Genomic DNA, 12,042 nt, shown 5'->3' on the forward strand with positions numbered 1-12,042 from the left:
GTTCCTCCTCCTCGGGCACGGCGGCCCGGGTGGCCGTGGCTACAGCATAGGCTGGACGGAAGTCCCGGGCCCGACGACGATGGAGGAATTTCATGGACGGAAGCGATGAGCCCGTCGACCTGCTGGTGATCGGCGGGGGAACAGCCGGGCTGGTTGGGGCGCGGACGGCCGCCCGGCTTGGAGCCCGCACGCTGCTCGTCGAACGGGCCCGGACCGGGGGAGACTGCCTCTGGACCGGCTGCGTTCCCTCCAAGGCGCTCCTGTCCGCCGCCGAGGGACCGGATGCCCGCCCGCCCGGGGCCGGCACGCCCACCGACTTCGCCGCCGTCCGCCGGCGGGTCGCGGACGCCATCGCGGCCATCGAACCCGAGGACTCACCGGAGGCGCTCGAGGCCCTGGGAGCCACGGTGATTCCCGGCACCGCCCGGTTCACCGGCCCCCGGAAGGCGGAGATCAACGGCACGAGAATCCGCTTCCGGCAGGCCCTCATCGCCACGGGCGGCGCGCCGATCCTGCCGCCCATCCCCGGGCTGGAGGCGGCACGCCCGGTCACCTCGGAAACGGTGTGGGACCTGGAGGAACTGCCCGGCCGGCTGGTCGTCATCGGCGGAGGACCCGTCGCCTGCGAGCTCGGGCAGGCCTTCGCGCGGCTGGGCTCCGCGGTCACGCTGCTTTCGCGGTCCGGCATCCTTCCCCGGGAGGACCGCGACGCCGCGGCCCTGGTCCGCTCCCGCCTGGCCGCCGACGGGGTGGAGGTGATCGAGGGTGCAGCTGTTGCCAGGGTCGGTGCCGGGGGATCCGGCAGCACCGTCCATACCTCGGACGGGCGGAGTTTCGAGGCCGATGTCATCCTCGTTGCCGTCGGCCGGGCCCCCCGGACCGCCGGGCTCGGGCTCGATTCGGCAGGGGTGGAATGCGACGATGCGGGATATGTGCGGGTGGATACCTCGATGCGAACGTCCAATCCGGCGGTCTGGGCCGCCGGCGACGTCACCCCCTACCCCGACTTCACCCACCTGGCCGGAGTCCACGCCAGCACGGCAGCCCTCAACGCCGTCCTCGGCGGCCGCCGCACCGTCGACACCACCATCCCCCGCGTCACCTTCACCTCACCCGAGGTGGCGGCCGTCGGCCTCACCACGCCGTCCGGCAGGGGCTCCACTACGAGGACCATCGAGCACGCCGGCTCGGACCGGGCGATCACCCAGCAGGAGACCAGCGGATTCACGCGGATTGTCATCGATCGCCGCGGAAGGATCCTGGGCGGAACCATCGTCGGCCCCCGGGCCGGGGAGTCCCTCGCCGAGCTCACCCTCGCCGTGCACCAGAAGATGACGACCCGTACGCTGACAGCGGTCACCCACCCCTACCCGACCTACAACGACGCCCTGTGGAATGCCGCCATCGCCGAAACCTACGCCCGGCTGGAGAGGCCGCTCCCGCGGGCTGTGGTGAAGATCCTCGTCGGGCTCAACCGCCGCAGTTCCCGGAGCGCCCGAAGGGACGGACACGCGGATTGATTGAATCGGCTGCCATCCTGCTGGCCGGCTTCGCGGCGGGGATGATCAACGCGGCGGTGGGGACCGGAACCCTCGTGACTTTTCCCGTCCTGCTGCTCCTCGGCTATCCCTCGCTGGTGGCCAACATCTCCAACAACATCGGCCTCGTCGCAGGGGGACTTTCGGGGGCGTGGGGATACCGCAGGGAGCTGGCCCCGAACCGGCGGTTGCTCCTCCGGCTGCTGCCGGCGTCCGCGGCCGGCGGGGTTGCCGGCGCGCTGCTTCTCCTGGTCCTGCCGGCGGAGGCCTTCGCCGCGATCGTCCCGGTCCTGATCGGCCTGGGCCTGCTGCTGGTCGCCTTCGGGCCGGCTCTCCAGCGGCGCACGGCGCAGCGGAGCCGCGAGGGCCGGGCGCCGCAGCCGGGCCGGGGGCACGCCGGCCTGCTGGCCGGGGTCCTGGTCCTCGGCGTCTACGGCGGATACTTCGGCGCCGCCCAGGGCGTCCTCGTCGTCGGCCTGATGAGCACCGTGACGGCGCTCGCCCTTCAGCAGATCAACGCGGTCAAGAACGTGCTGGTCACCGCGGTCAACACGGTCGCCGCGGGGATCTTCATGCTCGCCGCATGGGAACTCATCGACTGGATGGCGGTGCTGCTGATCGCCTGCGGCTCGCTTGCCGGAGGCTTCATCGGTGCCCGCTACGGGCGCAGGCTTCCCCCGGTGGCGCTTCGAAGCATCATCATCACCGTGGGAACGGCGGCCCTGGTGCGGATGGTCTTCTTCACCTGACGCCGGCGGTGGGCCCCGGGGGCCGGGCGTCCCGCGGCGGCTCGGGTCACGATCCGGGGCCGATTCCGCCGCACACGTTCCAACGCCCCGGGGAATCGGGGATCATGTCCACATGAGCTTCAGGACGTTGATGTCCGTTGGTGCCGCGGCGGCTGTGGTGGTCGTCCTTGCGGGCTGCGGAGCCGATGCCCCGCGCTGGCAGGCGGCGCCGGCGGATGCCGTCTCCAACATCTCCGCCGAGCTGGTAGGGCAGGGAACCGTCCTCCAGAAGGAGGGCGGTCCCGCCGAACTGTGCCTGGGGCCGGTGGCGGAGTCCTACCCGCCCCAATGCTCGGGACCGGTCATCAACGGCTGGGACTGGTCCGCGGTGGAGCAGTCCGAGAGCGCGTCCGGCGTGACCTGGGGGACGTACGCGGTCTTCGGGACCTGGGACGGCATCGAGTTCACCTCGACGCGGGCACCCATTCCGCTGTCGCTGTATGACGCGATGCCGTTCGAGGACCCGCGGTTGTCCGGGGGCAGGACCGGTGCGGGCGACGAGCCGCAGCTCGAGCGCATCCAGCAGGAACTCCACGCCTCCGGCGACCCCGCCGTCCTGAGCTCCTGGACCACCCAGGGCTTCCTCGTGGTCAGCGTCATTTACGACGCCGGCGACCTCCAGCGCTCCCTGGACGAACGGTTCGGCCCCGACCTGATCCTGGTCCAGCCGGCGCTGCGACCGGCCGGATAGCCGGTCCTCCCCGCCGGACGGTTTCCTCCGGGCCTTCGCTACTCTACTTGCCGCAAAATATACCCGTCGTGCATCTGCCGGCCCCGCTCCCGGGTAGTACCGGGTGTCAGCAGAAACGCGCCCGGTCGGGCGACACAAAGGAGTTGTCATGCGAAGAAGCTTGTACACCGTTGGGACCGTGCTGGTGATGGGCGCCGCGGCCATGGCCGGTCCGGCCTCGGCAGCCGAGACAGAATCCCAGGCATCGCTGTCAGTGCTGCACGCGGTCCCCGACCTGACGGTCGACGTCTACGTCAATGGGGCTCTCACCCTCGATGATTTCACCCCGGGTCAGCTTGCCGGTCCGCTCCCGCTGCCCGCCGGAAACTACCAGTTGGCGGTGACGGCGGCAGACGCGCCGGATGCCTCCGCGCCGGTCATCGGTCCCGTTGACGTGACCCTTGAGGCTGGCGGCAACTACACCGCCACTGCCAACCTCGACGCCGCGGGGAACCCGACGGCCAACTTCTACACCAACGATGTCTCCCCTGTGGAGGCGGGCAAGGCCCGGCTGACCGTGCGGCATGTTGCCGCTGCTCCAGCCGTCGACGTCCTCGCCGGCGGCGCACCGATTGTCCCGAACCTGAGCAACCCGGGTGAGGCGTCCTTGAGCACCGCTCCGGGGACGGTGTCGGCAGCGGTCGCGGCGGCGGGCACCACCGAGCCCGTGATCGGTCCGGCCGACCTCAACCTCGCCGAAGGCACCTCGACGATCGTCTACGCGTGGGGAAGCCTCGAAGGCGGAAACCTCGCGCTGGCCACCCAGGTCATCGAGGGCCTTCAGTCCACCCCCGGGGCTGTCCCCGGCGGCCAGTCGGGTCTGGCCGCGCAGAGCGCGGACAATGACGGCGCGGCGCTCGGCCTCGGCCTCGGCGCACTGCTCCTCGGACTTCTGGGGGGCGCCGTCGTGGTCAACCGGAGGCGCACCGCCCGGGCCTGACACGTTGCGGGGTGTGCGTCGCCCATTGACGCACACCCCTCCCAGCGCACCACCGAGGGACCCATCCTGTGCACGAACAACGAAAATCCTTCGCACTGACTGCGGCGTCGATCGCGGCCGGCGTGCTCACCATCTGCTGCTCGGTGAGCCTCTGGTCCGGCCCGACGGCGCCGCAGCGGGGCATAACTGCCGCGGCCGAGGTGGTGTCCCCGCGGGAGGCCGTGGGCCCGGCGTCGCCGCCCGTGGTCCCCGAAGCGAACCCCACACGGAAGCCGACGGGCGCGCCTGCGCCCCCTGCGCCCGTGCTTCCTCCGCCCGAGAAGATCCCCGTCCGCCCTGCCAGGGTCGACGCCGAGCCTCCCCCCGTGCCCCCCGTCTCCCTTGACATCCCCAACACCAGCATTTCCGTCAACATAGTCGAGGTGGGGGTTGACAAGAACGATGCCATGGAGATCCCCAACAGCTTCTGGGAAGCGGGCTGGTACCGCTACGGGCCCGCCCCCGGCTCGGAATCGGGTAACGCCGTCATCGCCGGCCACGTCGACAGCCAGACCGAAGTGCTGCCCTTCGCCCAGCTCAGGGCCGTAGTGCCGGGCACCGTCATCACCGTCGGCCTCGCGGACGGACGGGCGCTGCGGTATGAGGTGACCGAGGTGCGGAACGTGCCAAAGGCCACCCTCAACGGTTCCGAGGTGTTTCGGCGCGACGGCCCCGCCCAGCTCAAGATCATTACGTGCGGCGGAAAATGGCTGCCCGAAAAGGGCGATTACGAGGATAATGTTGTCCTTACAGCCTTGCCCCTCTGAAAGCGGCATTAGTGCAGTCCCCTCGCCGATCAGTTGAACCCCAGACCTCCTCTACGCCGGGAGGTAGCAGCGAAGGACAGCAGGCCGCTTTTTAGCGCGGTGCCGGGCCCGCACTGCGCTAGAGGAGTGAAGCGTGACCTCTCCAGGCTTTGAGTGGACGCCGCAGCTTGACGCACGGTTCTTCGCCGGGGACGAGGAAGCCCTGATCGACGCCTACCGACTGTATTCACCCCTGGTCTACGCCGTTGCCCTGCGGTCAACCGACGACCGGGCCGTCGCCGCGGACATCACGCAGGATGTGTTCGTCCGGGCCTGGCGCTTCCGGGACAGCTTCGATCCGCGGTCCGGCACCGTGCCGAGGTGGATCTTCGGGATCTGCCGCAACGTGGTCCTCGACAGTCTTTCCGCGCGGAACCGGCACAACCACCTGGTGGCCCGGTGGGGCATCCACACGGATCTCCGGAATTTCCGGAACCGCGCGCGCGAGGTGGACGCCGTGACGGACCGGGTGGCCCTCGACACGGAGCTTCAACTGCTGGGGGAGCCCCGCAGCTCCATCCTGCGGCTCGCCTTCTACGAGGACCTGACGCACCAGCAGATCGCGGTGCTGCTCAATCTTCCGCTGGGGACCGTCAAGAGCCACATCCGGAGGGGGCTCACGCACCTGCGCGGGCGGTTGGGGGCCTGGCATGCGGCCTGATCCCGGTGCCATCGGCCGAGCACCCACCGCCCGGGTGGCCCTGCGCAGCGTAGCCGATCCCGCGCATCCGTTGATCGCCTCACACGAGGCGGAGGTGCGCGCACGCGTCCTGAAGGCTGCCAGCGCCCTGGTGGACCGGCTGACCTACGACGCCGTTACCATCGATGCCGTCGCCAGGGCCTCGGGGGTGAGCAAATCGACCCTGTACCGGCACTGGCCGTCCCGCCAGCTGCTCGTCCTCGAGGCCTTCACCTACAAGACAAACCTGCTCACCACGGTCGAGGACACCGGCGACATGGGACGGGACCTCCACTCCTACCTCGTATCGCTGACTTACTGCCTGAAGGTCGGCGGGGCGGCGTCGACCGTGGCGAACCTCCTGGCGGAGGCGATCCGCAGCGAGGAATTCGCCGTCCAGTTCCGCCAGACGCTGCTGCGCGAACGCCGGCATGGGTTTCTGGTGATCCTGCGCCGGGGCCAGCTGCGCGGCCAGGTCCGCGACGATGTGGACTTGGTGATGGTGATCGACGCGGTCTACGGGGCCCTGCACCATCGGTTGATCGCCACCGGGCAGGACGTCGACGGGCCGTTCCTGCGGGCGCTGGCCCGCTTCGCTGTCGAGGGGACCGCCACCGCACCGTACCGGGAGTCCTACAGGTCCCGGAACTAGGCCGCCGGGTGGAACGATCGGTGCCCCTTCGTCCCATCCCTTCGACCGTCCGGGCGCCGCCGCGCGATAGTGGCACCGGCGCACCACCAGGCGCCGACACTCCAAGCGACCGAAGGAACCAACACCATGACGATCAAGGCACAGCCCGGGCGGACGAACATCGGATCGGAGCACCCGGAGCCGTACAGGGCACTCGCGGCGGTGGCGAAGCGTGCGGACGAGGCGGCGCTCGCCGAAGGGCTCTCGCCCCTGCTGATCGAAATGATCAAGATCCGGGTTTCCCAGCTCAATGGGTGCGCGTTCTGCCTCCGCATCCACACCATGGACGCCGTCGGGAAAGGCGAGAGCGCCGAACGGCTGAGCGTGTTGCCCGCATGGCGGGAAAGCGGGTACTTCGACGAAAAGGAACGCTCGGCACTGGCGCTGGCCGAGTACATCACGGACATCCGCGACTCCCACCCCAACACGGGTCTCTACGAGTCCGCCGCTGCCCACCTTTCCCCGGGGCAGATGTCCGCGGTGTCATGGGTGGCCCTAGTCATCAACAGCTACAACCGCATCGCCATCAGCAGTGCCTACGAGGTCAACCCCTAACAGTTCGCGGCGGGAGCGCCACAGCGCCGACGCCGGCCGCACGGACCGGGGGCAACCCCGGTTCTTCCCTCCGACCCGCAAGGCCGGAGCTCCGTCCCACCGCCCAGCGGGACGGGTCTTCCGCCCGGGCGCCGGCGCACCAGGTGCCCATTCCAGCAGTACCAGCATGAAAATGGAGGCGCAGGTCAATGCGCAGAATTCTCATTATCGGCGGCGGTTACGCCGGTTTCTACGTCGCCTGGCGGTTGGAGAAGTACCTCCGCCCCGGCGAGGCGCAGGTCACGATGGTCGATCCGCTGCCCTACATGACGTATCAGCCGTTCCTCCCGGAGGTGCTGGCCGGGTCGATCGAGGCCCGGCACAGCGTGATCCTGCACCGCCGGCACCTTCGAAAGACCCGCCTGCTGACCGCGAAGGTCAGCTACCTCGACCACGCGGCGAAGACCGCCACGCTTCAGTTCCCTGATGGGCACGAGGACACGGAGACCTACGACATCGTGGTGGTCACCGGCGGCGCGGTCACCCGCACCTTCCCCATCCCGGGGGTCGGCGCGCAGGCCGTCGGGCTGAAGAACATCGAGGAAGCCGTGTTCATCCGGGACACGCTGCTGCGCAATATTGACATGGCCGCGTCACTTCCCCCGGGCCCGGCCCGGGAGAAACTGCTGACCGTCGTGTTCGTCGGCGGCGGATACGCCGGCATTGAGGCTTTCGGGGAACTGCGGGCGCTGGCCACGGCCACGCTGAAGCGCTACCCGGAACTGAGCCCTGCCGAGACGCACTTCCACCTGATCGAGGCGACCGGCCGGATCCTGCCCGAGGTCTCCGAAAAGACCAGCCGGTGGGTGCTCCGGCATCTTGCCGCCCGCGGGGCGCAGGTCCACCTGAACACCCAGCTCGACTCCGCCGTCGAGGGGACCATCCGGCTTTCCACCGGCGAGGAATTCGAAACGGGCCTGTTGGTGTGGACCGCCGGAGTCCTTGCGAACCCCGCCCTCGCACGGCACACCGACCTTCCGATCGACGAGCGCGGACGCCTGAGGGCGCGGGCCGACCTGCGGGTGGGCACCGACGACACCCCGATTGCCGATGCCTGGACGGCCGGAGACATTGCGGCCATCCCCGACCTCTCCGGAGGCGGCGTCGGCGGCTTCACCGTCCCGAACGCCCAGAACGCCATCCGCCAGGGCAAACTGCTCGCCCGGAACCTGCGGGACACCCTGCGCGGCGGCGAGGCGAAGAGGTACTTCCACCGCAACCTGGGCGCGGTGGCCACCCTGGGCCTTGGCTCCGGGGTGTTCCAGTCGGGGCCGATCGTGGTCAAGGGATTCCCCGCCTGGGTAATGCACCGCGGATACCATGTGCTGGCCATTCCGACCTGGGAGCGGAAGTGGCGGGTGCTGTGGGGGTGGTGGAACAACCTCTGGCTGGGGCGCGACACCGCCGGGCTGCGCGGACTGCAGACCCCGCGCGGGACGTTCGAGGAGGCCGACTCCTACAGCAGGCCCGCACCGCAGGCGGCTCCGGGAGCGACCGAAGCACCAACCGTCCGGTAAGCGGGCTCTCCGGGATGGCCTCCTGCCCGGCCGGGGCACTGCGCCCCGGCCGGCCCGAGGTCGATCCGCACTGCGCCCCGGCTGGCCCGAGGTCGATCCGGCCCGGCGTCTAGCCGGATCGACGCCCGGGCGCGGGCCCAGACGGGAACCTACACTGGGGCAATGGATGGGGTCCAAGTGGTGAAGACGTCCCTGGGGGAGGTCGAAATCCTGTACCTGCCCGGCGTATAGCCGCCCGTGCTGTTCTTCCCCGGGGGCCACTGCCGGGCCGGCAGCGACTGCGGGTGGAGCCTCTACACCTCGCTGGGCTATGGGGTGCTCGCGTTCTCCCGCCCCGGGTACGGGCGCACCGACATGGGTCCGCTGACTGCCGCCGAGTTCCTCCCCGCTGTGGCCGAGAGCGCCCGGCGCCTCGGCATCGAGCGGGCCACCGCGGCGGTCGGGGTCTCCTTCGGGGGCCTGCAGGCAATCGCCACGGCCGTGTCACTGCCGCACCTCGCACCCCGGCTGGTGCTCCACAGCTGCGCCCCGTCGACCACCCCTACCCGGACTCGCCCGTGCAGGCCCGGATCGCTCCGGTGGTCTTTGGACCGGCGCTTTCCGGCCTCATCTGGAAGGCGGTAGCCCGCAGCGTGGCCACCGACGCCGGGCTGCGGCGCATGGCCGGAACGCTCTCGGACCTTCCGGCCGGCGCATGGTGGCACACCTTCCCTGCCGAGGACCGGCAGCGGGCCCGGGAACTGTTCCAGGGAATGGCGTCGGGTCCGGGTTCGCCAACGACCTGCGCCAGGCCCGCCGTGCCCGGTCCTCCTACCGCCGCCGGACCCAGGCCCGCGTCACCTGCCCCACGCTGGTGACGGCCTCCCGCCACGACGGCGGCGTCGCCTACTCCCACGCCGAGGACTTCCGGGACACCATCCCCACCGCACGGCTGGTGGAGCTGTCGGCGCCCAGCCACCTCTTTTGGCTCGGGACCAGCCGTGGTGAGGCCGCGTCAGCGGTCCGGGAGTTCCTGGCGCCGTCCTGATTCCTCCGAGCCACCCGGAGGGCCGGCTGGCGGGCTCGCTGGAGCGCCGGCCGGAGCGCTGCACTCCCGGCCGGTGACCGCCGATCGGGTGGGGAGAAACCTACACGGAGAGGAACTACACGGAGAGGTCCCGGCGGCGGAACGCCGGGACCGCCGCCGCCAGCAGCACCAGGGCGGTGAGGCCCATCAGCAGCAACGGGCCGGCGTTCAGCGGAACCGAAGGCACCGCCGGCACCAGGCCGAAGGGTTCGGCCTCCAGCAGGGCCTCCGGGAGCCGGAGGATCGGTCCATAGAGGCCGATCAGCAGCGAGGCGATCAGGATCAGCCACACCCACCACGAACCCGTCCTCAGGCCGTAGGCCAGCGCCGTCAGGGCCGCGAAGCAGGAAACCAGGGGAAGGTAGGCCAGGGACGCCGCGGTGAATTCCAGCGCCAGGTTCCGCGCATCCGGTTCGACGGACGCCACCGCGCCGGCTCCCAGCCCGAATCCGGCGGCCAGCAGGAGCAGTGTGTCTGCTGCAAGGGTGACGGCGAGGAAGTGAAGCATCAGCCGGTCCCGCCCGGCGCCGGCGGCCAGCAGAAGCGCGGTGCGCCCCGAGTCCTCCTCCCGGCGCAGCCGGTTCACCGTGACCACCACATGGACGGCGACCGCCATCGCGAAGTATCGAAGGAACGCTGAAAGGGCCGCCCGCAGGGCGTCTCCGCCCGGCGGGCCCCCGATCACCGCCGCGAGCTCGGGGCGGGCCTCGAAGCTGTCGACGATGGCCTGGCCCATCGAACCGGTGAGCAGGGCAAAGGCGAAGAGGCCGAGGCACCAGCTGAGGATGCTGACGCGCTCGAGCCGAAACACCAACCCCGCGGGAGAGGTCAGGGCCCGCGTGGCGCGGCTGGGGCCCGGGCGGGCGGCGATCAGGCCCGCCCCGAGGTCCCGCCGGGAGGCCAGCAGGTACGCGGCCAGGCAGAGCAGGGCGGCGAGGACCACCGCGGGCAGCAGCGGCCACCAGCGCAGGTCGACGAACGCCCGGGTCTGCTGGCTCCACCCGATGGGGGAGAGCCAGGACAGTGCAGTTCCGCCGACGCGTTGAGCGTCGCCGATCCCGCGGAGGAGGTAGGCAAGCCCGAGGGCCCCTCCGGCCAGGCCCGTGGCGCCTCGGGCCGACTGGCTGAGCTGGGCCGTCACCGCGGCGGCCGCGCCGAAGACAACACCGGCGGCCCCGACCCCGGCGGCGAGGGCGAGGGAGTCGGCACGGGCAAGCCCGTTGCCAAGCATCGCAACGGTCAGGACGACGGCGACGGCGCCGTTAGCCACCAGCAGCGCCGCCAGGGCGGCCGTGAGCGGGGCATGCCGCCCCACGACGCCGGCCCGCACCAGTTCGGCCCGCCCGGATTCCTCCTCGGCCCGGGTGTGCCGGACCACCAGGAAAATGGACATCAACGCCGCCGCGACCGCCAGCATGCCCAGCACTTCGTTGGCCAGCAGAGCGCCCAGCGTGTAGTGCTCCAGCCCGTACCCCGGACCGGACAGCAGTGCGCCGGAGGGGTCTTTCAGGATGGCCGCACGGGTCTGCAGGGCCGCCTGATCCGGGTAGGCCAGCGGAAGGACCGCGCCGAAGTAGCCGACGAGTCCGCCCAGGGCCACGGCCCAGAGCGGAATCCGGAGGCGGTCCCGCAGCAGGGCGAAGTGGAACAGCCTTCCCGTTCCGGCGAGGGCGCCCGCAGTGCGGGCGCCCCGAAGCCCGTCCCGCTGCCCCCGGGAAGGGGCTGCGGCGCTCATGAGCGCGCGCCCTGCGCGTCCGGGCTGTACTGGTGGACGAACAGTTCCTCGAGGGTGGGCGGTGTCGAGGTGAGGCTGCGGATATCCAGGGGCAGGAGGTGCTCAAGCACCGCGGGCAGGGCGCCGTCCTCGACACTGAAGAGCAGGCGCTCGCCGTCCCGGCGGACGTCGTGGACCCCGGGCAGCAGGGCGACACCCGACGGATCCTTCCCGCACACCACTGACACCGCCGCACGGGCCAGGTGCCGCAGCTCACTGAGGGCACCCGACTGAACGGTCCGCCCCTGTCGGATGATCGTCACCCGGTCGCAGAGGGTTTCCACCTCGGCGAGGAGGTGGCTTGAGAGCAGCACGGTGCGTCCGGCCGCCCTGGCCTCCCGAACGCAGTCCTGGAACACCCGCTCCATCAGGGGATCGAGGCCGGAGGTGGGTTCGTCGAGCACGAGGAGCTCGACATCGCTCGCGAGCGCCGCGACGAGTGCGACCTTCTGGCGGTTTCCCTTGGAGTAGGTCCGGGTTTTCTTGCTCGGGTCGAGATCGAAACGCTCAAGGAGGTCGCTGCGGCGCCTGCTGTCTGCGCCGCCGCGCAGGCTTACGAGGAGGTCGATCGCCTCGCCTCCGGTGATCTTCGGCCACAGGTTCACGTCCCCGGGAACGTAGGAAAGCCTGCGGTGGAGCCGGACCGCCTCCGTCCACGGGTCCTCCCCGAAGAGCCTCGCAGTCCCGGAGTCGGCCTTTGCCGCGCCAAGCAGGATCCGGATGGTGGTGGACTTGCCGGCTCCGTTGGGGCCGAGGAAGCCGTGGACCTCTCCGGCCTCAAGCCGCAGGTCCAGTTCGTCGAGTGCCCGGACGGCACCGAAGTTCTTGCTCAGTTTCTGCACGTCAATGACGGGGTTCACGGGGTGCTCCTGATGGAAGG

The 12,042-nt window shown here is 70.6% G+C and carries 13 protein-coding genes; 11 read left to right on the forward strand and 2 right to left on the reverse strand.

Annotated features, from left to right (window positions below; genetic code table 11):
• The first annotated feature begins 92 nt into the window (after nucleotides 1-92).
• The 11 genes from E2F48_RS01690 to E2F48_RS01740 all read left to right on the forward strand — a co-directional run bounded on the left by E2F48_RS01690 (nucleotide 93) and on the right by E2F48_RS01740 (nucleotide 9,349).
• Entirely contained in the window at nucleotides 93-1,520 is a 1,428-nt protein-coding gene (locus E2F48_RS01690; RefSeq protein ID WP_133402274.1) for a dihydrolipoyl dehydrogenase family protein, read from the forward strand.
• Entirely contained in the window at nucleotides 1,517-2,287 is a 771-nt protein-coding gene (locus tag E2F48_RS01695; RefSeq protein ID WP_246018470.1) for a sulfite exporter TauE/SafE family protein, read from the forward strand. Before E2F48_RS01690 ends, E2F48_RS01695 begins: the two co-directional genes overlap by 4 nt.
• Nucleotides 2,288-2,399: 112 nt before the next feature.
• Nucleotides 2,400-3,017: a hypothetical protein gene (locus E2F48_RS01700; RefSeq protein ID WP_133402275.1), complete on the forward strand. Its 618-nt coding sequence runs from the start codon at nucleotides 2,400-2,402 to the stop codon at nucleotides 3,015-3,017.
• A 148-nt stretch (nucleotides 3,018-3,165) separates the two neighbouring features.
• A complete protein-coding gene (locus E2F48_RS01705; RefSeq protein ID WP_133402276.1) occupies nucleotides 3,166-3,996 on the forward strand; it encodes a DUF4397 domain-containing protein in 831 nt (276 codons plus the stop codon).
• A 68-nt stretch (nucleotides 3,997-4,064) separates the two neighbouring features.
• Nucleotides 4,065-4,802 (forward strand): class F sortase, encoded by a 738-nt coding sequence (locus tag E2F48_RS17535; protein WP_246018471.1) that lies wholly within the window; start codon nucleotides 4,065-4,067, stop codon nucleotides 4,800-4,802.
• Nucleotides 4,803-4,935: 133 nt separating this feature from the next.
• Nucleotides 4,936-5,502 (forward strand): RNA polymerase sigma factor, encoded by a 567-nt coding sequence (locus tag E2F48_RS01715; RefSeq protein WP_133402277.1) that lies wholly within the window; start codon nucleotides 4,936-4,938, stop codon nucleotides 5,500-5,502.
• A complete protein-coding gene (locus E2F48_RS01720; RefSeq protein WP_133402278.1) occupies nucleotides 5,492-6,172 on the forward strand; it encodes a TetR/AcrR family transcriptional regulator in 681 nt (226 codons plus the stop codon). The genes E2F48_RS01715 and E2F48_RS01720 overlap by 11 nt, the downstream gene beginning before the upstream one ends.
• A gap of 126 nt (nucleotides 6,173-6,298) precedes the next feature.
• Nucleotides 6,299-6,766, forward strand: coding sequence for a carboxymuconolactone decarboxylase family protein (locus E2F48_RS01725; RefSeq protein WP_133402279.1), 468 nt, complete (start codon nucleotides 6,299-6,301; stop codon nucleotides 6,764-6,766).
• A gap of 188 nt (nucleotides 6,767-6,954) precedes the next feature.
• Nucleotides 6,955-8,322 carry an NAD(P)/FAD-dependent oxidoreductase gene (locus E2F48_RS01730; RefSeq protein ID WP_133402280.1) on the forward strand — a complete coding sequence of 456 codons (1,368 nt, stop codon included), beginning with the start codon at nucleotides 6,955-6,957 and terminating at the stop codon, nucleotides 8,320-8,322.
• Nucleotides 8,323-8,559: 237 nt separating this feature from the next.
• The gene (locus tag E2F48_RS01735; protein WP_133402281.1) at nucleotides 8,560-8,946 is read left to right on the forward strand and encodes an alpha/beta fold hydrolase; all 387 of its coding nucleotides are present in this window, start codon (nucleotides 8,560-8,562) and stop codon (nucleotides 8,944-8,946) included.
• Nucleotides 8,947-9,016: 70 nt separating this feature from the next.
• Nucleotides 9,017-9,349, forward strand: a complete 333-nt coding sequence (locus E2F48_RS01740) for an alpha/beta fold hydrolase (protein WP_133402282.1) — start codon at nucleotides 9,017-9,019, stop codon at nucleotides 9,347-9,349.
• Between the two features lie 115 nt (nucleotides 9,350-9,464).
• Here E2F48_RS01740 and E2F48_RS01745 read toward each other — a convergent pair whose 3' ends face one another.
• A complete protein-coding gene (locus tag E2F48_RS01745; RefSeq protein ID WP_133402283.1) occupies nucleotides 9,465-11,123 on the reverse strand; it encodes an ABC transporter permease in 1,659 nt (552 codons plus the stop codon).
• Entirely contained in the window at nucleotides 11,120-12,022 is a 903-nt protein-coding gene (locus E2F48_RS01750; protein ID WP_133402284.1) for an ABC transporter ATP-binding protein, read from the reverse strand. The genes E2F48_RS01745 and E2F48_RS01750 overlap by 4 nt, the downstream gene beginning before the upstream one ends.
• Between the last annotated feature and the right edge of the window lie 20 nt (nucleotides 12,023-12,042).

The sequence above is a fragment of the Arthrobacter crusticola genome, assembly GCF_004357995.1.
Taxonomy (GTDB): Bacteria; Actinomycetota; Actinomycetes; order Actinomycetales; family Micrococcaceae; genus Arthrobacter_D; species Arthrobacter_D crusticola.